The 20,170-nt window shown below is 67.9% G+C and carries 18 protein-coding genes; 6 read left to right on the top strand and 12 right to left on the bottom strand.

Annotated elements, in window-relative coordinates:
• Positions 1 to 141 precede the first annotated feature (141 nt).
• Entirely contained in the window at positions 142 to 1,011 is an 870-nt protein-coding gene (locus AC0IX4_RS06570; protein WP_471828457.1) for a DUF559 domain-containing protein, read from the top strand.
• A gap of 81 nt (positions 1,012 to 1,092) precedes the next feature.
• Here the strand turns inward: AC0IX4_RS06570 and AC0IX4_RS06575 are convergent, their stop codons facing one another.
• The 3 genes from AC0IX4_RS06575 to AC0IX4_RS06585 form a co-directional block, all read right to left on the bottom strand.
• Positions 1,093 to 1,776 (bottom strand): response regulator transcription factor, encoded by a 684-nt coding sequence (locus tag AC0IX4_RS06575; protein ID WP_042576719.1) that lies wholly within the window; start codon positions 1,774 to 1,776, stop codon positions 1,093 to 1,095.
• A 16-nt stretch (positions 1,777 to 1,792) separates the two neighbouring features.
• Positions 1,793 to 2,959 (bottom strand): sensor histidine kinase, encoded by a 1,167-nt coding sequence (locus AC0IX4_RS06580; RefSeq protein ID WP_056073906.1) that lies wholly within the window; start codon positions 2,957 to 2,959, stop codon positions 1,793 to 1,795.
• A gap of 105 nt (positions 2,960 to 3,064) precedes the next feature.
• Complete coding sequence (locus AC0IX4_RS06585; RefSeq protein WP_197074869.1) at positions 3,065 to 3,829, bottom strand: phosphoglyceromutase; 765 nt, start codon at positions 3,827 to 3,829, stop codon at positions 3,065 to 3,067.
• Between the two features lie 111 nt (positions 3,830 to 3,940).
• Between AC0IX4_RS06585 and AC0IX4_RS06590 the strand changes: the two genes are divergently transcribed.
• Positions 3,941 to 4,759 carry an esterase/lipase family protein gene (locus tag AC0IX4_RS06590; protein ID WP_471828458.1) on the top strand — a complete coding sequence of 273 codons (819 nt, stop codon included), beginning with the start codon at positions 3,941 to 3,943 and terminating at the stop codon, positions 4,757 to 4,759.
• On the opposite strand, the gene AC0IX4_RS06595 is transcribed toward AC0IX4_RS06590, so the two are convergent.
• The 4 genes from AC0IX4_RS06595 to mshA all read right to left on the bottom strand — a co-directional run bounded on the left by AC0IX4_RS06595 (position 4,756) and on the right by mshA (position 9,972).
• Positions 4,756 to 6,222 carry a carboxylesterase/lipase family protein gene (locus tag AC0IX4_RS06595; RefSeq protein WP_471828459.1) on the bottom strand — a complete coding sequence of 489 codons (1,467 nt, stop codon included), beginning with the start codon at positions 6,220 to 6,222 and terminating at the stop codon, positions 4,756 to 4,758. The two genes, AC0IX4_RS06590 and AC0IX4_RS06595, sit on opposite strands and share 4 nt — an antisense overlap.
• Positions 6,223 to 6,320: 98 nt before the next feature.
• Positions 6,321 to 7,922: an AMP-binding protein gene (locus AC0IX4_RS06600; RefSeq protein ID WP_471828460.1), complete on the bottom strand. Its 1,602-nt coding sequence runs from the start codon at positions 7,920 to 7,922 to the stop codon at positions 6,321 to 6,323.
• 140 nt (positions 7,923 to 8,062) lie between these two features.
• Positions 8,063 to 8,596 carry a type III secretion system chaperone family protein gene (locus AC0IX4_RS06605; protein WP_471828461.1) on the bottom strand — a complete coding sequence of 178 codons (534 nt, stop codon included), beginning with the start codon at positions 8,594 to 8,596 and terminating at the stop codon, positions 8,063 to 8,065.
• Positions 8,593 to 9,972 carry a D-inositol-3-phosphate glycosyltransferase gene (gene mshA / locus AC0IX4_RS06610; protein ID WP_471828798.1) on the bottom strand — a complete coding sequence of 460 codons (1,380 nt, stop codon included), beginning with the start codon at positions 9,970 to 9,972 and terminating at the stop codon, positions 8,593 to 8,595. The genes AC0IX4_RS06605 and mshA overlap by 4 nt, the downstream gene beginning before the upstream one ends.
• A gap of 162 nt (positions 9,973 to 10,134) precedes the next feature.
• On the opposite strand from mshA, the gene AC0IX4_RS06615 reads away from it, so the two are divergent.
• Positions 10,135 to 11,607 carry a DUF222 domain-containing protein gene (locus AC0IX4_RS06615; protein ID WP_471828462.1) on the top strand — a complete coding sequence of 491 codons (1,473 nt, stop codon included), beginning with the start codon at positions 10,135 to 10,137 and terminating at the stop codon, positions 11,605 to 11,607.
• A 19-nt stretch (positions 11,608 to 11,626) separates the two neighbouring features.
• Here AC0IX4_RS06615 and AC0IX4_RS06620 read toward each other — a convergent pair whose 3' ends face one another.
• A complete protein-coding gene (locus AC0IX4_RS06620) occupies positions 11,627 to 12,454 on the bottom strand; it encodes an alpha/beta fold hydrolase (protein ID WP_471828463.1) in 828 nt (275 codons plus the stop codon).
• Positions 12,455 to 12,543: 89 nt separating this feature from the next.
• On the opposite strand from AC0IX4_RS06620, the gene AC0IX4_RS06625 reads away from it, so the two are divergent.
• On the top strand, positions 12,544 to 13,767 hold the full coding sequence (locus AC0IX4_RS06625; RefSeq protein WP_471828464.1) for an alkane 1-monooxygenase: 1,224 nt from the start codon (positions 12,544 to 12,546) through the stop codon (positions 13,765 to 13,767).
• Here AC0IX4_RS06625 and AC0IX4_RS06630 read toward each other — a convergent pair whose 3' ends face one another.
• Positions 13,768 to 14,496, bottom strand: a complete 729-nt coding sequence (locus AC0IX4_RS06630) for a mycothiol-dependent nitroreductase Rv2466c family protein (RefSeq protein WP_471828465.1) — start codon at positions 14,494 to 14,496, stop codon at positions 13,768 to 13,770.
• Between the two features lie 22 nt (positions 14,497 to 14,518).
• A complete protein-coding gene (locus AC0IX4_RS06635) occupies positions 14,519 to 15,802 on the bottom strand; it encodes an ROK family protein (RefSeq protein WP_471828466.1) in 1,284 nt (427 codons plus the stop codon).
• Between the two features lie 324 nt (positions 15,803 to 16,126).
• Here AC0IX4_RS06635 and AC0IX4_RS06640 point away from each other — a divergent pair, with 324 nt between their 5' ends.
• Both AC0IX4_RS06640 and AC0IX4_RS06645 read left to right on the top strand, forming a co-directional pair.
• A complete protein-coding gene (locus tag AC0IX4_RS06640; RefSeq protein ID WP_471828467.1) occupies positions 16,127 to 17,014 on the top strand; it encodes a TauD/TfdA dioxygenase family protein in 888 nt (295 codons plus the stop codon).
• 26 nt (positions 17,015 to 17,040) lie between these two features.
• Complete coding sequence (locus AC0IX4_RS06645; protein ID WP_471828468.1) at positions 17,041 to 17,781, top strand: SDR family NAD(P)-dependent oxidoreductase; 741 nt, start codon at positions 17,041 to 17,043, stop codon at positions 17,779 to 17,781.
• Positions 17,782 to 17,791: 10 nt separating this feature from the next.
• On the opposite strand, the gene AC0IX4_RS06650 is transcribed toward AC0IX4_RS06645, so the two are convergent.
• Complete coding sequence (locus AC0IX4_RS06650; RefSeq protein ID WP_471828799.1) at positions 17,792 to 18,973, bottom strand: L,D-transpeptidase; 1,182 nt, start codon at positions 18,971 to 18,973, stop codon at positions 17,792 to 17,794.
• Positions 18,974 to 19,010: 37 nt separating this feature from the next.
• Positions 19,011 to 20,078 carry a UDP-N-acetylmuramate dehydrogenase gene (locus AC0IX4_RS06655; protein WP_471828469.1) on the bottom strand — a complete coding sequence of 356 codons (1,068 nt, stop codon included), beginning with the start codon at positions 20,076 to 20,078 and terminating at the stop codon, positions 19,011 to 19,013.
• Positions 20,079 to 20,170: the final 92 nt, after the last annotated feature.

A 20,170-nucleotide genomic window follows, 5' to 3' on the forward strand; every position in this document is an offset into this window, starting at 1 on the left:
CTGAGCGCTCGCAGCAGCACTTTCGACGTACTCGCCGGGGCGGGTAGAGCTCTATCCACAGGCACCCCGTCATCCCCAAGTTTCTCGCGGGCCGATCCCGGGACGCAGTGCCTGTCGGTGCGGCTCGTGACGGTCTGCGCCATGGACCCAACACTTGTCGACGCCATGAGAGCCAACGGCGGCTTCCTGCACACGACCGATCTCCTCCGATGCATGTCCCCGAGCCGCGTGCGGTGGCTGGTGCACACTCGTCAGCTGACCCGCGTACGGCACGGGCTGTACGCGGTCGGAACGCTCCCTGTCTCTGCGCGACTCGACGCTCTGAGCATCGAGCTCGGAACGCGGGTCGCCGCATCCTTGGACACCGCGGCGGCGATGCACGGTTTCGACCTCGACCGGACGCAGCACTTACATGTGGTGGAGCCCGAGGATCGGCGCATCGAGAGCAGACCAGGGGTAGTGGTGCATCAGCGGCGGGGTGCGCCGCTGATGGAGATCGGCACCCGACTCGTCGTGGAGCCCGCCTGGACTGCTGTCGAGGTCGCACGGCAACGTTCTCCCGGTCGCGCGCTCGCCGTTCTCGATGCCGCGGCGCAGGTGGGCTGTAGTCCCCGCTCGCTGGAACGGGCTGTCGTCTCGCAACGAGGCCGGCGGGGCATCGTCGAGGTCCGCCGCCTCACACCGCTCGTCGACTGCAGATCCGGTTCACCGATGGAGTCGGAGACGCGCCTGGTGTTGCACGACGGTCGACTTCCGGTGCCCGAACTGCAGTGGCCGGTGGTGTACGAACGCGGCGTCTTCTACCTCGATTTCGCTTGGCCTGCCCGGCGAGTCGCAGTGGAGTACGACGGCGACGAATTCCACGGAACACCCGAGAGTGTGCGACGCGACAAGGCGCGCCTTGCACTGCTCGCAGACGAGGGGTGGCGAGTTCTTCAGATCACGTCGGACGATGTACGGCGCGAACCCGATGTCCTGGTCGGTCGTGTCCGCCGGCTACTCGCCGCCTGATACCCCCGCGAGTACGCCGAAAGTGCCGTGATCCCGGCTCCGCCAGCGACGTTTTGGACGTACTCGCCGCAACGGACGGCCTCACTCCTCGAGCTTGTACCCCAGCCCGCGGACGGTCACGAGGTGCACCGGCTTGGCCGGGTCGGCCTCGATCTTCGAGCGCAGACGCTTGACGTGCACGTCGAGAGTCTTGGTGTCGCCCACGTAGTCGGCGCCCCAGACCCGGTCGATCAACTGTCCGCGGGTGAGGACTCGGCCGGAGTTGCGCAGCAGGTACTCGAGCAGGTCGAACTCCTTGAGCGGCAACGTGATCTGCTGTCCCCCGACCATGACGACGTGGCGCTCGACGTCCATGCGCACGGGCCCGGCTTCGAGGATGCTGTTGTCGTCGATCTCCTCGGTGTCGGATCCGCGGCGCAGGACCGCGCGGATGCGGGCGATGAGTTCGCGCGACGAGTAGGGCTTGGTGACGTAGTCGTCGGCACCGAGCTCGAGGCCGACGACCTTGTCGATCTCGCTGTCACGGGCCGTGACCATGATGACGGGCACGCCGGACCGGCTGCGCAGATGCTTGCAGACGTCCGTTCCGCTCATGCCGGGCAGCATCAGGTCGAGCAGCACGATGTCCGCGCCGACGCGATCGAATTCGGCCAGGGCCGAGGGGCCGTCGCCGACGACGGTCGCGTCGAACCCTTCCTTGCGCAGCAGGAACGCCAGCGGGTCGGCCAACGATTCTTCGTCTTCGACGATGAGCACGCTCGTCATGGGGTGTCCTTCTCGGTCATGACGGCTCGCCGTCGTCTTCGATGTGAGCAGGTACGAGGAGCGTGAAGGTGGAGCCCGTTCCGGGCTTGCTCCACAGCTCGATGCGGCCGTTGTGATTCGCGGCGACGTGTTTGGCGATGGCGAGGCCCAGTCCGGTTCCGCCGGTGGCGCGCGAGCGGGCCTTGTCGACGCGGAAGAAGCGCTCGAACACGCGCTCCTGGTCTTCCTTGGCGATGCCGATTCCGCGGTCGGTCACCGACAGCGCCACCATGCTGGTCAAGCTGTTCTCGTCGTGACGCAGCGACCGGGTGACCGACACGGGTGACCCCTTCGGCGAGTAAGCGATGGCGTTCTCGACGAGGTTGGACAGCGCCGTCACGAGCAGCGTTTGATCGCCGAGGACTTCGAGGCCGCTGGGACGGTCGACCGTGACGGTGATGCCGGCGACCTCGGCCTTCATCTCCGACCGCGCCAACGCCTGCTTGACGACGCTGTCGACGTCGACCACGTCGAGATCGGGGAGCTTCTCGGCGCCCTGCAATCGGGACAGCGCGATGAGCTCGCTGACCATGTTGCCGAGGCGGGTGGACTCGTCGAGCATCCGTTCGCCGAAGCGTTGGACGGAGGCCGGGTCGTCGCGCGACTGCAGCAGCGCCTCAGCCAGCAGGCTGATCGCGCCGACCGGGGTCTTGAGCTCGTGGCTGACGTTGGCGACGAAGTCTCGTCGGGTGGCCTCCATGCGGACCTGCTCGGAGTCGTCGTCGGCGAAGAGGACGACGAAACGGCGGTCCTCCCGGCTGAGCAGCTGCGCGGTGCCTTTCACGGCGATGCCGGCGCGACCTCGGGCGTCGAGGACCGTGAGGTCCACCTCGACGTTCTCACCGGTCTCGAGAACCCTGGTCGCGGCCTTCCATGCGCGGTCGTCGAGCGACCGTCCGCGCACGAGTCCCAGTTCCTGAGCGCGCGGGTTGAACAACACGACGTCGTGGAACTGGTCGACGACGGCGATGCCGCTGTGGGCGGCGAGCACGATGAGGTCGAGCACCTGGGACATGGTGAGCCCGCTGTCGCGACTCTGTCGGCGATCGTGCCGCGAGTTCAAGTAGGGGATCAGAACTCCGGCGACCAGGTATCCGCCGATCGCCGCGACGGCGGCGATCAGGACGACGGTCGGTGTGGTCACGGGCCGATCGTACGGTCACACGAACGTGCACGAACGCACGGTCGGCCCGGTTTTCCGACCGTTACCGCACGTCCGGCACACGTTCGCACCGTGTTCACCGATGCGTTACTTCTCGCCCTGGTTCGCCACAGCCTTCGCGCCCGCAGCTGCTGCCTCGGGATCGAGGTAGGTGCCGCCGTGATTGGTCGGCACCAGCTTGCCGTCGGACTCTTCCAAGTCGTAGCGCAGCGGGATGCCGGTGGGGATGTTCAGCGCGGCGATCTCGGAGTCGGAGATGCCGTCGAGGTACTTGACCAGCGCGCGCAGCGAGTTGCCGTGCGCGGCCACCAGGACGTTCTTGCCCTGCTTCAGCTCGGGGACGATGGTTTCCTCGTAGTACGGGATGAACCGTTCGACGACGTCCTTCAGGCATTCCGTCAGCGGGACGTGACCGATGTCGGCGTACCGCGGGTCGGCGTCCTGGCTGTACTCGCTGCCGACCTCGATGGGCGGCGGCGGCGTGTCGTAGCTGCGGCGCCACAGCATGAACTGCTCGTCGCCGTACTTGTCCTTGGTGGCTGCCTTGTCGAGGCCCTGCAGCGCACCGTAGTGCCGCTCGTTGAGTCGCCAGTCGCGGACGACGGGGATCCAATGGCGGTCGGCAGCATCGAGCGCGATGTTCGCGGTGCTGATCGCACGACGCAGCATCGAGGTGAACAGCAGGTCGGGCAGGACTCCCGCCTCGACGAGCAGTTCGCCGGCGCGCTTGCCTTCGGCCTCGCCCTTCGCGGTCAGGCGCACGTCCTGCCATCCCGTGAACTGGTTGGACGCGTTCCATTCGCTCTCGCCGTGGCGGAGAAGGATCAGGGTTCCGATGCTCATGCCGCCCAGTTTCTCACGAGGCCGTCGACGGCACGACCCGTCGGACGCGGCGGTGAGACCGGCACTGGCGAGAACTGCGCTTCCGCCGGGCCGAGCTGGCGTGACCGCTAGCCTCTGCAGATGAGAACCCGCTGGACGGTGGCGCTCGCGGCGTGCGCATGGCTCGCGTGCGCCCCGACCGCCACGGCCGATCCCCTCCCCGTCGACTACGACTTCTTCAGTGGCTTCCCGGCGGAGATCGCGAACCCGGGCGGATCGCTGCCCGGGACCAACGATTTCTCGTGCGTGCCGACGGCCGAGCACCCGAACCCGGTGATCCTGGTGCACGGCACCGGAACCGGGCAGCAGACCGGGTGGGGTGTGTACGGACCGTTGCTGAAGAACGAGGGTTACTGCGTCTTCGCGCTCACCTACGGAGCCCTGCCGGGACCGTGGCCTATCTCCGCGATAGGCGGCCTCGGGCCGGTGCCCGAGAAGGGCGCGCAGTTCGCCGCGTTCGTCGACGAGGTGCTGTCGGCGACGGGTGCCCAGAAGGTCGACATCGTCGGACATTCGCAGGGCACGGTTCTGCCCAACTACTACGCGCAGGTGCTCGGCGGAGCGGACGACATCGACAAGTACGTCTCGCTGGCTCCGCTGTGGAAGGGCTCGGGCCCGTCGCAGGTCGCGTGGCCCGCCGCGTCGTACCGCTACGCGCCGGGCATCACCTACACCAACATCATGACGCGGTACGACGAGGTGGTGGTGCCGTACACCGACGGGTACGTCGAGGGCCCGAACGCCACCAACATCGTCGTCCAGGACACCTGCGATCTCGACTTCTCCGAGCACGCCGGCATCGTGGGTTCGCCGAGAGCCGCCGCATTCGTCCTGAACGCGTTGGACCCGGCGAACCCCGTTGCTGTTCCGTGCGAGTTCGTTCCGCCCTTCACCGGCTAGCGGACGCCGTCCCACACGGTGCGGGTGTCGGGCCGCGGGTCGTTCACCACGGACGACTCGGTCCCGAACATCTTCACCGTGCGCTCGGACCCGTACGGCGCCCAGCCCGGGTCTCCGTCACGCACGAAATCGACCCACGCACGGTGCATCTCGTCGGCGAGGCTCTGCGGGGGGTTCGGTCCGGTGATGCGCGAGGTCTCCGGCTTGTGCAGCACGTCGAACACGAACGGGATGTCGAGCGCGTGACAGGCGCCGAGTTTTCCGTCGAACAACGGTGAGCGCCAGGTGAATTCGTAGACGTGAGCCGGATGCGCCTCGGCCACGCGAACCGCGGGGATGCGGAAGAACCAGTCCGTCATCACGGCGATCATCAGGTCGCCGGGTGACGCGTCCGGGTTCTGTGCGCGATACGAGTCCAGAACGGTCGGGTCCAGGCGGTACCCGGCCAGCACGAGGCGCAGGTAGTCCTCGGTGATGTGAGGAACGATCCCGGCGGGAACGAGGAAGAAGGCATGCTCCTCGCTGGTGGTGCCGATCATGAGTTCCACGTCGGCGCCGGCGCCCGCCTCGATACGCGAATACGGAAGCGCGGGAACGACTTCCCCGTCGATGTACGGCTCGAACGCCATCATGTTCAGCGCCACCTCACCCCACGCACCGCTCGAGGCCTCGGCAGCGATGCGATCCGACAGCGTGCGCTGGGCGTCGACGAGAGCGTCGACAGGCACGGACGCGAGACCCTCGACGGTCGCCTCGACCCCCAGCGACGTCGCCAGTGCGGCGGAGATGGTCCCCGCGGTCTCGGCCGAGATGACGTGATGGCCGGCTCCGCTCTGCAGGACCGCGCGGTGGAACAGCCCCTCGGCGCGCGGCATCGAGAGCAGCGTGCCGACGCTCATGGCGCCCGCGGACTCCCCCGCGACGGTCACGCGCGCCGGGTCACCGCCGTACGACGCGATGTGGTCGCGAGCCCACTCGAGCGCCGCGACCTGGTCCAGCAGACCGCGGTTGGCGGGCGCTCCGTCGATACGGGCGAAGCCGTCGACACCGAGTCGGTAGTTGATCACGACAGCGACGACACCGTCCCGCGCGAATGCCGTTCCGTCGTACGCGGGAACGGCGTTGCTGCCGTTGACGAAGGCGCCGCCGTGGATCCAGACGAACACGGGCGCGGAGCCCGTGACGTCGGGGCTGTAGACGTTCACGTTGAGGCAGTCCTCGCCGGCCACGACGGGCTCGCTGAGGATTTCACTGGTGGGCGGTCGGTAGCCCACCTTCGGAACGGTGGCGCCGAACTCCAGCGCATCGCGGGTGCCGGACCAGCGCGGCGGGGCGGTGGGTGCCTGGAATCGGTTGGCGCCGAACGGCGCCTCGGCGTAGGGAACCCCGAGGAACGTGGCGACGCCGTTCTCGGTACGTCCGCGTACCTGGCCCTGGGGTGTGTCGACGGTGATCGTGTCCATGGCTCATGAGTACCACCCCGAGCGACCCCACACCCCCACGATGACGCGAACACCCTCTCCAGCACGCTGAAGAGGGTGTTCGGGTGGGGCAGGGAGTGTCAGCTCGCGGCAGGCTCCGCGGACCGCAGGTCCTTGCGCAGGATCTTGCCCGACGCGGACTTCGGGACCGTGTCGATGAACTGCACCTTGCGCACCTTCTTGTGCGGCGAGACCTTCTCGGACACGAACGCCATGACCTCGTCGGCGGTGAGCTCGGCGCCCTGCTGCAGCACGACGAACGCCTTCGGCACCTCTTCGCCCTCGTCGTCGAGCACGCCGATGACGGCAGCGTCGGCGATCTGCGGGTGGGTGAGGAGCAGCGACTCGAGTTCGGCCGGCGGCACCTGGTAGCCCTTGTACTTGATCAGCTCCTTGAGCCGATCGACGATGCTGACGCAGCCGTGGCCGTCGACGACCGCGATGTCACCGGTGTGCAGGTAGCCGTCCGCGTCGAGGGTCTCGGCCGTCGCGGCGTCGTTGTTCAGGTAGCCGACCATGACGTTCGGGCCCTTGATCCACAGCTCGCCGGGCTCGCTGACCGCGTCGGAGCCGGCCTCCGGGTAGGCAACTTCCTCGCCGGTGGCCGGGTCGACCAACTTGTTCTCCGAGTTGGCGACGGCGGTGCCGCAGCTGCTCAGCGGCATGTCGTCCCCGTCGAACGGGATGGCGTGCGAGACGGGGCTCAACTCGCTCATGCCGTAACCCTGACGCACCTTGGTCTTCAGTCGCTTCGCGACGGCGTTGCCCAGGTTCTCGTCGAGCGCGGCCGCACCGGAGAAGACCATCCGCACGCTGGAGATGTCGTACTGGTCCACCATCGGGTGCTTGGCCAGCGCGACGGCGACGGGCGGCGCGATGAAGAGGTAGGTGATCTTCTTCTCGGTGGTGAGGCTCAGGAACTGTTCGAGGTCGAAGCGCGGCATCGTGACCAGCGACGCGCGCACCTTGAGGCCGAGGTTGAGCAGCACGGTCATGCCGTAGATGTGGAAGAACGGCAGCACGGCGAGTAGGACGTCGTCCCGGTTCGCGCCCATGCGCGGCTCGATCTGCGACACGTTGGCGACGAGGTTGCGGTGCGTCAGCATCACGCCCTTGGGACGCCCCGTCGTTCCCGACGAGTACGGCAGCACGGCGAGATGCGTAGACGGGTCGAAGCTGACATCGGGAGCCGACGCGCCCTCGGTGAGCAGATCTTTCAGCGACTGATGACCGTCGGCTCCGTCGAGCACGATCACCTTGTCGTCGGCGAGGCCGACCTTCTCCGCGGCGGCCTTGGCCTGCGGGAGCAGCGGCGAGACCGTGAAGATCATCGTGGCCGACGAGTCGGTGAGCTGCTTGGCGATGTCGTCGGCGTTGTAGAGCGCATTGATGGTCGTCGCGATGGCGCCCGCGCGCAGGATGCCGTGGAACACCGACGCGAAGGCCGGGACGTTGGGCGAGTGCAGGGCGACGACGTCGCCGACCTTCACGCCACGCGATGCGAGTGCACCGGCGACGCCGCCGATCTGGGCGACGAGAGTGCGGTAGTCGGTGACCGCACCGCTGGGGCCGTCCACCAGAGCGGGACGTGCGAGATCGTCCTCGGACAGGTCGCCGAAGAGGAAGTCGTAGACGGACTTCTCCGGGATCTCGACATCGGGATACGGGCTGCGGAAACTCATGGAACTCCTCTGGACAGCGCGAGACAGGGGACTGCTGGCACGACGTTACTGTGTCGAGTTGTCACACCAACCAGCACGACGCCGTGGGTGACAGTCGTCACAAGCATGACAGTACCTGCCGGGTGTCCGATTCAGAGGCGCTACTCGGCCGACTCGTCGACCTGTACCCACGAGGCAGGACCGTTGTCCGGGCGGCCGTTGACCAGGTGCTCGAACGCTTCCAGGTTCTTCAGCGATTCCCCGCGCGACACCCGCCACGCCCACTCGCGCTTGATCGACTCGGCGAATCCCAGTTCGAGCAGGACATTGAAGTCGCCGTCCGCAGCCTCGAGCACCTGGCCGAGCACTCGGTCGAGCTCGTCGCCCGTCACCGCGTGCGTCGACATCTTGCCGACGAGGTAGATGTCACCGATCTTGTCGATCGTGTAGTGGACGCCGTACAGACGACGGTTGCGGCGCAGCAGGTATCGGTAGACACCCTCGAAGTTCTCGTCCGGCTTGCGGCAGACGAAGGCCTCGATCTTCAGTCCGTGAATGCCGACGGTCAGCAGTGTCGACGTCTTCAGCTTCTTCTCGCCCGGAAGGTCGACGACGAACTGCGCGTCCGACGGTCGCGTGTAGTCCAGTTCCCGGTCCCTGAGAACCGAGTCGATCAACTCCGCAGTGCTGCTCACAGCGCTCCCACCGATCCTGTTCGTCGTAGTCGCCACAGACCCCTCGGCCTGCGCGGCGAGAACTCGCCCGTAGGACGTTGCCCGGTCGGTCCACGTCCGAACCTCCACGCCGCTCGGGCGTAGGTGTCCAGCAGTGCATCCGCGGTGTGCTCCCACGAGAAATTCTCCGCATGCTGGGAAGCATTCGACGCCATCAGCGCTCGCAGACTGTCGTCACCGAGCAACGACTGGACCGCGGTGGCCCAGTCGGCAGGGTCGTGGCCCTGGACGAGCAGGCCGGTCACCCCCGACCGCACCGCCACGCCGAGTCCCCCGACATCGGCGGCGACCACCGGGGTTCCGCACGCCTGAGCCTCGATCGCGACCAGACCGAACGACTCCGAATAACTGGGCACCGCAACCAGATCGGAGGCGCGGTACACCTGCGCCAACCGCTCCGGCGGCTGCGGCGGAAGGAAGGTGACACGGTTCTCGATGCCCAGGGACCGCGTCAGGTCGATCAACGAATCGGGACGCTCGAGACCGGTTCCCGACGGGCCGCCGACGATGAGCACCCGTACCCGCGTGTGCGGATCGCGGCGAACCATCTCGGCGACAGCGGCGATCAGGACGTCGGGCGCCTTCAACGGTTGGATACGCCCGACGAACGTCACCAACGACTCGTCCGTGTCCAGTCCCAGTTCGCGACGGGCGGCTGTCTTGTCACCGGGACGGAACATCGCGAGATCCGCGCCCGGGGCGACGATGTCGATCTTGTCCTCGGCCGCGTCGTACAGGTCCACCAATGCGCGCGCTTCGTCGTCCGTGTTCGCGGTGAGGCGGTCCGCTTCCTCCACCACCTGCTTCTCACCGATGCGTCGGGCAGCGGGCTCCGGCTTGTCTCCGGCGGCGACGGACAGGTTCTTCACCGCGGCCAGGGTGTGCGCGGTGTGCACCAGCGGCACCTTCCACCGGTCGCGAGCGAGCCAGCCGACCTGGCCGGACAGCCAGTAGTGCGAGTGGATCATGTCGTAGTAGCCGGGGTCGTGCCGCGCTTCCTCACGGAGAACACCGGCCGCGAACGCACACAGCTGCGTGGGGAGATCCTGCTTGTCCAGGCCCTCGAACGGGCCGGCCGCGATGTTCCGCACCAGGACCCCGGGAGCCGCCTCGATCACCGGTTCGTCGCGCGACGACGTCGCCCGGGTGAAGATCTCGACCTCGACCCCGCGTGCGGCCATCTGCACCGCAGTCTGCAGGACATAGACGTTCATGCCGCCCGCGTCCCCCGTCCCTGGCTGTGCCAGCGGAGACGTGTGCAGCGACAACACGGCTACCCGATGCGGGCTGTGACGGCGGACCACGCTCCCAGTGTGCCCTGTCCGATTGCGGCGCAGGCTCCCGCCTACCCGGCCATCCCCCTACGAGCGTGCCGACACACGCGCGGGAACCCGCCGACATTCACAGCGCCGGGAACACGTACAACACTGCCCCGCGGGAGTCATGGGAACATGTCGGAGGGCGCTGCTACCTTCGCACACATGTTCGAATAGGGGTGGGTGACGCGGGATCCGGAGGCCATGGGCCTACCCGGAACGCTCCTCGACGCACCCGTGAACACCCTCCTGTCCACGATGTCCTACGCCTCGGCCGGACTGTCCTACCTCGAATGGACCCGGTACCGGGCCGCAGCGGAACTGCACACGCAACTCGTCCTCCCTCACGAGATGTCCGATCACCGCCGGATGGACGCGACGACGCACTGCGCCGCCCGCATCTCGGCCGTCCTGTCGATCAGTCAGGGCGCCGGAGAAGGCATCCTGACCCGCGCCGTCGCACTCCGCGACCGGCTTCCCCGTGTGGCCGAATGCCTCCGCGACGGCCTCATCGCCCCCAAACACATCCACACCATCATCGGCCGAACCGACCTCGTCGACGGCACCACGTACGCGCGGGACGTCGACACCGAGATCGCCGCGGCCCTCCAGCGACGCGGGTCGTGGTCGGACACACGCATGCGGGACATGATCGACCGCATCGTCTACCGCCACGACCGCGACGCCGTCAGGGAACGACGTGTGCTCGCCGAGAAGAACCGCAGCGTCTGGATCGACGCGGGACCCGACGGCATGGCATACCTGGGCGCAACCATGACAGCCGAGAATGCCGTCGTCCTCGCTGCCGCTGTGGAGGAGTTGGCCGGGCGCGTCTGCCGCAAGGACCCTCGCAGCACAGGCGCCCGTTCCAGCGACGCCCTCTTCGCCCTCGCCACCCGCACCTCGTACGAATGCCAGTGCGACGACCCGGACTGCTCCGCGCCCGGATGGACCGGTGAGGACGGCCTGCTCACCTCCGTCATCGTGCACGTCGTCACCGACACCACCACCATGACCGGCGACACTGCCGACGGCAATCCGGGGTTCCTCGTCGGCCACGGCGTCATCTCCCCCGACCACGTCGCCGACCTCGCCGACCGCGACGACGCCGTCATCCGCCCCGTCTCGACCACCAACCCCGCATCACAGCCGGCCGATCCGTACCGCCCCTCCAGCGCCCTCGACACGTTCGTCCGCATCCGCGACCAGTACTGCACCTGGCCCGGCTGCAACCGTGGGGTGTGGACCGGCGATCTCGACCACATCGCGGAGTACGACCACCAGGACCCCGACGGCGGCGGCCGGACCACCGACGTCAACCTCGGCGGCACATGCAGGTTCCACCACAACCTCAAGACGTTCGGTGACTTCGTCGACGATCAGTACACCGACGACGACACCGGACGCGTCGTCTCCACCGTCACCACGCCCGAAGGACTCGTCGTCCCGGGGCCGGCGCACAACGGATACGACATCCACCCCGGACTCGCCGACGTCACCTTCGACACGCCCGATCCACCACCGAGTCCGCCCCGCACTCCCCCCAGCAGACGCCGAACACGTCTGGCGGACAAACATGCCCGCAGGAGGTTTGAACGCAACCGCAACCGACGGGCCCGCGAATTCGCCGACACCGACGACCCCCCACCGTTCTGACATGCATCACGTGTGTGGACTAACCCAGAGAGTCGACGAAACCCGTCAGCTCGGACAGGAAGCGGGCCGGGTCCGCGACGAAGGGACCGTGGTCGACGCCGTCCCACCACGACGTCCGCGCGTCCGGGATCACCGACGCGGCGTGCTCCCCGGCCGAGAACTCGACGACGGTGTCCGCGGTGCCGTGCAGCACCAACGCGGGAACATCGAGTGCCGCCAGGGTGGCGTCGTGTTCGAGATCGCGGCGGAACACCGCCGATCGCACCCGCGGACGCGTCGACAGGCTGGCGCCGAACAAGGCCTGCGCCTGCTCACCGAGCCCGTCGCCCGGGCCGGTCAGAGCCTTGCCGAAACTGCCGAGCGCGCGGATCGCGAGGCGCGGGTCCTCGCTCATCGCCCCGGGGATCGCCGCCCGCATCGACGATCCGACCGCTCCGCCCGGACGGTCCGGTCCGATCGCGGTGATAGCGGAGACGAACACGACGCCGTCGACGGCCGCGGTCCCGTACACGGAGAGGTAGTCGCACAGCACCAGTCCGCCGTACGACCACCCGGCGACGACGGCGCCCGAGCGGATGCCTTCCTGTTCGAGCACGGCATGGACGTCGCCGGCCCACAGCTCGGAGCGGTCGTATCCGTCGGCGGGAGCGCCGGACGCTCCGTGTCCCCGCAGATCGACGGCGATCACCCGGTAGCGTTCCGCGAGCTGCGCCAGCAAGCCGTCGCCCCAGCACGCTCCCGTCTGCGCCCACCCGTGCAGCAGGACCAACGGCCGTGCCCCGACGTTCCCCGTGATGCGGTAGACGAGGGACGTTCCGTCGCGGCCGAAGGCCTCGCGTATTGCCATGACACCAACTTATCGAGCGCTGATTGTGGGATGTCAGAAGGGCATCGTCACCAGCCTGAGCAGGGCCGACGCGTCGGTAAAGTTTCGACGTGACCGAAACACACCAGCGCTCCATCTCGCCGAAGACGGGTGAGTGGCGTGACCTCAACAGGTACTACTGGCCGTGGGCGCTCATCGCTCCGATGCTCCCCGTCATCTCGGTGGGCCTCGTCTACGCCTTGCAGTGGTGGGCACCGACCGCCTCCCAGGTGGCCTGGTGGTCCGGCGCACTGTTCCTCTACGTCGTGGTCCCGATCGCGGACCGCATCATCGTCCCGTTCGACGAGAACCCGCCCGAGGAACTCGTCGAATCCCTCGAGGCGGACTTCTGGTACCGAGGCTGCGTCTACGCGTACATCCCGATGCAGTTCGTCGGCATCGTGTTGTCGTCGTATCTGCTGACGGCCGACGACCTGTCCTGGCTGGGACTCGAGAACGGTCTGTCGCTGGCCTCGAAGATCGGGCTGGCGCTGACCATCGGACTGGTGGGCGGCATCGGGATCAACACGGCACACGAGTTGGGACACAAGAAGATCGAGTGGGAACGGTGGTTGTCGCGCATCGTGCTCGCCCAGAGCTTCTACGGGCATTTCTACGTCGAGCACAACAAGGGCCACCACGTCCGCGTCGCGACGCCCGAGGATCCGGCGAGCTCGCGTCTCGGCGAGACCCTGTGGCAGTTCTACCCCCGCAGCGTTCTCGGCGGGTTCCGATCGGGCTGGGTGCTCGAGCGAGAACGCCTGCAGCGCACGAACAAGCGGACCTGGTCACCGTCGAACGAGAACCTGACCGCCTGGGCGATGAGCCTGGTGCTCTGGGGCGCACTGGTCGCCGTGTTCGGTCTCGAACTGTTGCCGTTCCTTCTTCTGCAGGCGGTGTACGGCATCTCGCTGCTCGAAGCCGTGAACTACCTCGAGCACTACGGATTGCTTCGACGCACCAAGGACAACGGCCGCTACGAGCGCTGCACACCCGTGCACAGTTGGAACAGCGACTACGCGGTGTCCGACATCTTCCTCTACCACCTCCAGCGCCACAGCGACCATCACGCGAACCCGACCCGTCGCTACCAGATCCTGCGCAGCATGCCCGAATCTCCGCAGCTCCCTGCGGGTTACGCGCCCCTGATCCTCGTGTCGTACTTCCCGTTCCTGTGGCGGGCGCTGATGGACAAGCGCGTGGTCGCGCACTACGACGGCGACGTCACCCGTGCCAACATCGCGCCCGCCAAGCGGGAGAAGTACCTCGCGAAGTACCCCGTACCGACGCAGTAGCTACTTCTTCCGGCGCCGACTACCGCCGTGCCAGTCCTGCTGCACGCCCGCCTCGTCGTCCGACACGCCGAGGGCTCGCAGCTGGGGTAGCTCCCGCAGACTTCGCTTCAGCTCCGCGAACCCGGGGAAGCGTGCCAGTCCCACGACGTGGTCCCACAGCTCGGCCGCCTCGGCGTCCGACGGGAGTCGGCTGATGACCGGGCCGAAGAACGCCACGCCCTCGGGCGGCTCCACGTGAATGATCGGTGTGCCGACGTCCTTGCCCGTGAGCGACAGCGCCTCGTCGGTCGATGCTTGGATCTCCTCGTCGAACGACGTGTCGTCCAGAGCCCGAGCATGATGCTCGGGCAGGCCGAGCTCGGCGAGGATCGGTGCAAGGAACTCGGCCGTTCCGCGGTGCGCGTGAGCACCGGCCTCATCGGGAACCGGTTCCGCATCGAAGATCCGGGCGCCGAACGCGGCGTACAGCGGCCCCATCGCCTCCCGGCCGTGCTCGGCCCGCACGCTCGCGGCCGCCCGGAGCAGCCGGAGTCCCGCAGTGTGTCCCGCCTCGTACTCGGGCGGGAAGTGCGCCTCGTAGTCGATGTGCGCGTTGAGTTGTCGGAGGGAGATGAAGCTCCAGTCGACGGTGTAGTCCCGTTGCGCCTGGACGATGCGGACCCACTTACTGGTCATCCAGGCGAACGGGCACACCGGGTCGAAGTAGAACCGGAGATCGGGTGCTGTCATGTCCACAGTATTCCCCGCGCGATCAGCGCTGAGCGTCGATCTTGCGCATCGTCACCACGGGATCGGCGTAGAGCGAGCCGAGGGACACCGCCGCCGCAGCGTGGTCCTGCACGCGCTTGCCGAAGGTGGTCACGCGCACCCGCCCCGACGTGGCCACCGAACTCGCTGCCGCGAACGCGGCTTCGACGCGCTCCATCGCCGCCGGGTACGCGGTGAACGCCTGCCCACCCACCTGCACGCTGTCCGGATTGACCACGTCGTGCACCAGCGCGAGGGCGCGGCCCAGCGCATCGGCGCGATCGTTCAGAAGTTGTTCCGCCACAGGTGAACCCGTACGCGCGGCGAGGTACACCGCGGAGATCGACCGCTCGGACTCGTCGACCAGACCACTCGCGCGCGCCGCCGCTAGCACCGATCGATCGCTCACGGTCGCCTCGAGGCATCCGGTACGGCCGCAGTCGCACACGGCCGACGAGCCGGTCGGTAGATGAGCGATCGACCCTGGGCCGCCCGCGGGGGTGTGCACCCGACCGTCGATGGTCAGCGCCAACCCCGTCATCTCCCGCGCATAGAAGTACAGCGAAGTGCCCGTGTGATCATTGTCCGCCGTCTCCGGTGCGAGCAACAGCTCCGACGCCGCCATCGCCTCGACGTGCGGCGCCACGGCCACCACGGCGCCGAGCCGCTCCCCCAGAACAGCACCCACCGGGGCATCGGACCAGGCGAGGCGGGGGTGATCGACGGTGCCCTTCTGTGCGTTCACACGGCCACCGATGGCCACGCCGACGAAGAGGATGCGACGTCGGTGCCACCGCGCGGCGAAGGCCGCGGCGCTCTCCGCGATGGATCGCAGTGCGCCGGAATGGCCGCCGGTCGGGGTGGGGATCTCCACTCCGCCGAGGACGGTCCCGCGGAGATCGACGGCGACGATGCGGGTCGTCGTGGCGCCGATGTGGACGCCCAGAGTGCACTGCCCCTCGTGGTCGACCTCGACAGGTACACGGGGGCGTCCCACGGCGCCGGACGTCGACAGGTCCGCGCGTTCGCGGAGCAGTCCTGCCGAGATCAGGGCGCTGACATGACGATTGACGGTCGCGGTACTGATGCCGGTGGCGCCCACGATGACGTCGCGCGAGACCGGCCCGCGCTGGACGACGGCGCGGAACACGACGGCGGCGGGAGTGTCACTGACACGGAGTTCGGGAGCGACGACGCGAGCGGGGCGTGCGCGGCCGGTTCTGGTGTGCGGGGGCCGGCCGAGCGGGGAGCGAGCCGGGGTGGAGGCAGCGAATGTCGAGACAGACATGAAGGTTCCTCGGAACTGAAGTGACGGGGTGAGCCGGAGGCGAGAGTGCCGAGGCCGGTCGTACCCGTGCGACGAACCGAAGGGTCAGTTCACCGAGCGACGCGCGATCAGTCTCGGACGAGTCCGCGTCGACAACAGAGTTCGCGAGCGAGAGGCAGGCGGGAACCGAGAGCAGCGGTCACATAGGTGACCCGCGGCGCGGTCTTCCTCGCTGGTGCCATGACCGAAAAGTAGCACTGATGTCGCCGCGCTGCAGAATCGCCTGTTTCGCTCGAGGTGATTCGAAAGGTCGACATCCTGCACGAACAGGACCACAGTGAGCCCATGAAGACCGTGAAACTGGGCGCGAACATCGGCGCACGTATCGACGATGTGCGCCTCGGCGGAGATCTGCCGTCGCACGTGGTGGCCGACATCAACGACGCACTTCTCGAGCACGAGGTCGTGTTCTTCCGAGGACAGCACCACGTCGACGAGAAGGTCCAGTACGCGTTCGCGGAGCGCCTCGGTATCCCCACGACACCGCACCCCACGGTGCGCTCGCGCGGAACCCGCACGCTCGCCATCGATTCCACGTACGACAAAGCGGACAGCTGGCACACCGACGTCACGTTCGTCGACCGCATCCCGAAGGCGTCGATCCTGCGAGCGGTGACCCTGCCCGCCTACGGCGGCACCACGACGTGGGCGTCGACGACCGCTGCGTACGAGCAGTTGCCGCCGGCGATCGCGGCGCTGGCCGACTCTCTGTGGGCCGTGCACACCAACGTCTACGACTACGCGGCCGTCGCGGCCGAGAAGTCCGTGTCGTCGACCGCCCAGCGGTACCGCGAGGAGTTCCGCAGCGAGTACTTCGAGACGGAACACCCCGTCGTCCGCGTCCACCCGGAGACGGGCAAGCGCTCGATCGTGTTGGGCCACTTCGCCAAATCCTTCACCGGCCTGTCCTCGAAGGAGTTCCGCGCGATCTTCGAGCTGCTCCAGGACCGGGTGACGCGCCTCGAGAACACCATCCGGTGGTCGTGGGAGCCCGGCGACATCGCCATCTGGGACAACCGGTCCACCCAGCACTACGCCGTCTCCGACTACGACGACCAGTACCGCCGCCTCGAGCGCATCACCCTCGCCGGTGACGTCCCGGCGAGCGTGCACGGCGAGTACTCCCGCGTCGTCGCCGGGGATGCGTCCGGGTACAGCGCGATCGCGAGCTGACACACCGGCGTCCTAGGCTTGTCCTCATGACTCAGTCACCTCAGCGCACCGCCGTCGTCACCGGAGCGAGTTCGGGAATCGGGGAAGCCACCGCCCGCAGACTGGCCGCCGACGGATTCCATGTCGTCGTCGGCGCACGCCGGGTGGACCGGCTCGAGGCGCTGGCCGAGGAGATCGGCGGCACGGCGCTGGCTCTCGACGTCACCGACGAGGATTCCGTCGCCGCGTTCACCGCGGTGATTCCGCGCGTGGACATCCTGGTGAACAACGCCGGCGGCGCCAAGGGCCTGGCCCCCGTTCTCGAGGCCGACCTCGAGGACTGGCGCTGGATGTGGGAGACCAATGTCCTGGGCACGCTGCGGATGACGAAGGCGCTGCTGCCCAAACTGATCGAGTCCGGTGACGGCCTCATCGTCACGATCACCTCGATCGCGGCCTTCGAGACCTACGACAACGGCTCCGGCTACACCTCGGCCAAGCACGCGCAGGGTGTTCTGCACCGGACGCTGCGCGGCGAGCTGCTGGGCACGCCCGTCCGCCTGACGGAGATCGCACCGGGCGCCGTGGAGACCGAGTTCTCCCTGGTGCGTTTCGACGGTGACGCGGACAAAGCCGCGAAGGTCTACGAGGGTATCGACCCGCTGGTGGCCTCGGACATCGCCGACGTGATCGCCTTCGCGGCGTCGCGTCCGCCGCACGTCAACCTCGACACCATCGTCATGCGCCCGCGCGATCAGGCTCCGGGCGGGCGCTTCAGCCGACGCTGAGACCGATCGGTCAGGCGGCCAGGGCGCTCATCGACTGCCACGTGGACCAGTCCACAGCCCAGTCGTAGATGTCGCCGTCGGCCGCCGACAGGTCGATGCGCGTGCCCGTGACCTCGACCGGATCGCCGTAGACGGCCATCTGGAAGTACGTCTGGGCGTCCTCGGTGGAGAGGTTGATGCAGCCGTTGGTGACGTTCGACGATCCCTGGACGCCGGTGGTCAGCGGATTAGCGTGGATGAACTCGCCATTGTTCGAAATACGGGTGGCCCAGCGTTCGCGCACGTTCTCGTAGAACGGCGGATTCGACATCAGGAAGTCCTCGTACTTCTCCGACACCACGTGGATGCCGCTGCGCGTGACGTTGCGGTCCTCGTTGCCCTCGCCGTAGCTGACGGGGATGTCCATGACGGTCACGCCGTCGCGGACCACCTGCATGCGGTGACTGGTCGCGTCGGCGATGACCACCTGGCTGCGACCGATGGAGAAGTCGATACTCACGTCGGAGTCGCCGTACGCGCCGCCGCCGTAGTTCACGCCGTACAACTTCGCCGACACCTGCACGGACGTGCCGGGTGCCCAGTAGTTCTGCGGACGCCAGTGCACCCGCGACCCGCCGTCGTCGGGCAACCAGGCCCAGGATCCGACGGTGGGCGGGTTCGTCGTGATGGTCAACGCCTTCTCGACGGCCTTCTTGTCGACGATCGCATCGTCGAACTTCAGGATGATCGGCGCCGCGACGCCCACTTCCTGCCCGTCACCGATGTTCGTAGAGACCGAGGTGATGGACGCCGGGGCGACGGTTCCGACGGTGCCCTCGACGGGGACCGTCTTGCCGTCGCTCCCGACGGCGGTGCCTGTCCAGGTGTAGACGGCGTCGTAGCCCAGCGGTTCGGTGACGGTGAACGTGGTCTTCGCGGGATCCAGGCTTCCGGCGACCGTCCGGCCGTCGGCCGTGGTCAGCGCCACCTGCTGGAAGGTCCCGTCGGCGACGGTCACCGAGACCGGCGTCGAGGGCGACACGTCGGTGGAGCCGGCCGCGGGTGTGTAGGTCACCGCGGCGACGGGCGCGGCCTCGGTGGTCGGCGCTGCGGCCGACCCCCCGGAACCGGAGCCGGTCGAGCATCCCGCCACTAGCGCCACCACGAGCGCCAGCACCGCGAGAACGGCCGCGATCGGTGTCTTCCCCTGCATCTTCACGCGCACAACGGTACCTGTGGAAACAGACTCGTCAGTCGAGCGAGCAGTTCACCAGTCGACACTCGGGGGTCAGGGTGATCCCGTACTTCTGCAACACACCGGCCTTGACGTGCGACGCGAGCGCGAGAACATCCGCCGCCGTGGCGCCGCCCCGATTGGTGACGGCCAGGACGTGGCGGGTGGACAGCGTGACGCGCCCGGTGCCGAAGTCCGCGCCGTAGCCGCGGGAGAAGCCGGCATGTTCGATGAGCCAGGCGGCGCTGAGTTTGATGCCCTTGGGGTCCGTGAACTGCGGTGATCCGAGAGCTTCGGGCGGAACGACCTCGACGATCGGATTCAGGAAGAACGATCCGACACTCCACGAGTCGTGCTCCGCCTCGTTCCACACCATGCCGCGATCCGTGCGCAGGGCGATGACGGCGTCGCGGACCTCCCGAGCGGACACCGTGTCGCCGATGCGGACACCGAGCCGCTCGGCGAGAGCGGCGTAGCGCACGGGAGCCGACTCGTCGCTGCGCTGAAGGTCGAACGTGACGTTCACCACGACGTAGCGGTCGGTGTACTTGAACGCCGAGGACCGGTGCGATCCGAACCCGCAGCGGGCGTTGTCCCATACCTCCACCTCGCCGCTCTCGCGGTCGAGAACAGTGACCGATTCGAGGCAGTCCGAGGTGGATGCCCCGTAGGCACCGACGTTCTGCACGGGAGTGCCGCCCACGCTGCCCGGGATCCCGGACAGGGCCTCGACACCGGCGAGTCCGTGGTCGAGTGCGGTCCGCACGAGCAGGTCCCACTCGACTCCCGCATCGGCGTGGATGCGGGTGCCGTCGACGCGCAACCCGGAGGTGGCGATGTGGACGACGACACCGTCGAAGCCGTCGTCGCCGACGAGCAGGTTGGACCCGCCGCTGATCACCAGCAGGGGCCGACCGTCGGCGTCCGCGCTGCGCACGGCGTCGACGAGCTGCTCCGACGTGGTCGCGTCGACGAACGTGCCGACGGAACCGCCCACGCGGATGGTGGTGAGATCGGCGAAGGTCGTGCGCGCGGGATCGCCGCTGCGAACGAGGTCCGCGGACAGGTGAGGACTGCTGGTCACGAGGGTGAACGGTACCTGGCCGGTCGGGGTGGCAGGCACCCGCGCGAGCGCGCCTACCATGGAGGGTGAACGGACTAGGTCTTTCGGAAGGA

The sequence above is a fragment of the Rhodococcus sp. AC861 genome, assembly GCF_979256035.1.

What these genes read in the sequence shown, in the direction of transcription:
- AC0IX4_RS06620 (WP_471828463.1), bottom strand. Translation starts at nt 12,454, where the DNA reads ATGGCAATACGCGAGGCCTTCGGCCGCGACGGAACGTCCCTCGTCTAC.
- AC0IX4_RS06600 (WP_471828460.1), bottom strand. Translation starts at nt 7,922, where the DNA reads ATGAGTTTCCGCAGCCCGTATCCCGATGTCGAGATCCCGGAGAAGTCC.
- AC0IX4_RS06595 (WP_471828459.1), bottom strand. Translation starts at nt 6,222, where the DNA reads ATGGACACGATCACCGTCGACACACCCCAGGGCCAGGTACGCGGACGT.
- AC0IX4_RS06630 (WP_471828465.1), bottom strand. Translation starts at nt 14,496, where the DNA reads ATGACAGCACCCGATCTCCGGTTCTACTTCGACCCGGTGTGCCCGTTC.
- AC0IX4_RS06650 (WP_471828799.1), bottom strand. Translation starts at nt 18,973, where the DNA reads ATGCAGGGGAAGACACCGATCGCGGCCGTTCTCGCGGTGCTGGCGCTC.
- AC0IX4_RS06640 (WP_471828467.1), top strand. Translation starts at nt 16,127, where the DNA reads ATGAAGACCGTGAAACTGGGCGCGAACATCGGCGCACGTATCGACGAT.
- AC0IX4_RS06635 (WP_471828466.1), bottom strand. Translation starts at nt 15,802, where the DNA reads ATGTCTGTCTCGACATTCGCTGCCTCCACCCCGGCTCGCTCCCCGCTC.
- AC0IX4_RS06590 (WP_471828458.1), top strand. Translation starts at nt 3,941, where the DNA reads ATGAGAACCCGCTGGACGGTGGCGCTCGCGGCGTGCGCATGGCTCGCG.
- AC0IX4_RS06645 (WP_471828468.1), top strand. Translation starts at nt 17,041, where the DNA reads ATGACTCAGTCACCTCAGCGCACCGCCGTCGTCACCGGAGCGAGTTCG.
- AC0IX4_RS06570 (WP_471828457.1), top strand. Translation starts at nt 142, where the DNA reads ATGGACCCAACACTTGTCGACGCCATGAGAGCCAACGGCGGCTTCCTG.
- AC0IX4_RS06575 (WP_042576719.1), bottom strand. Translation starts at nt 1,776, where the DNA reads ATGACGAGCGTGCTCATCGTCGAAGACGAAGAATCGTTGGCCGACCCG.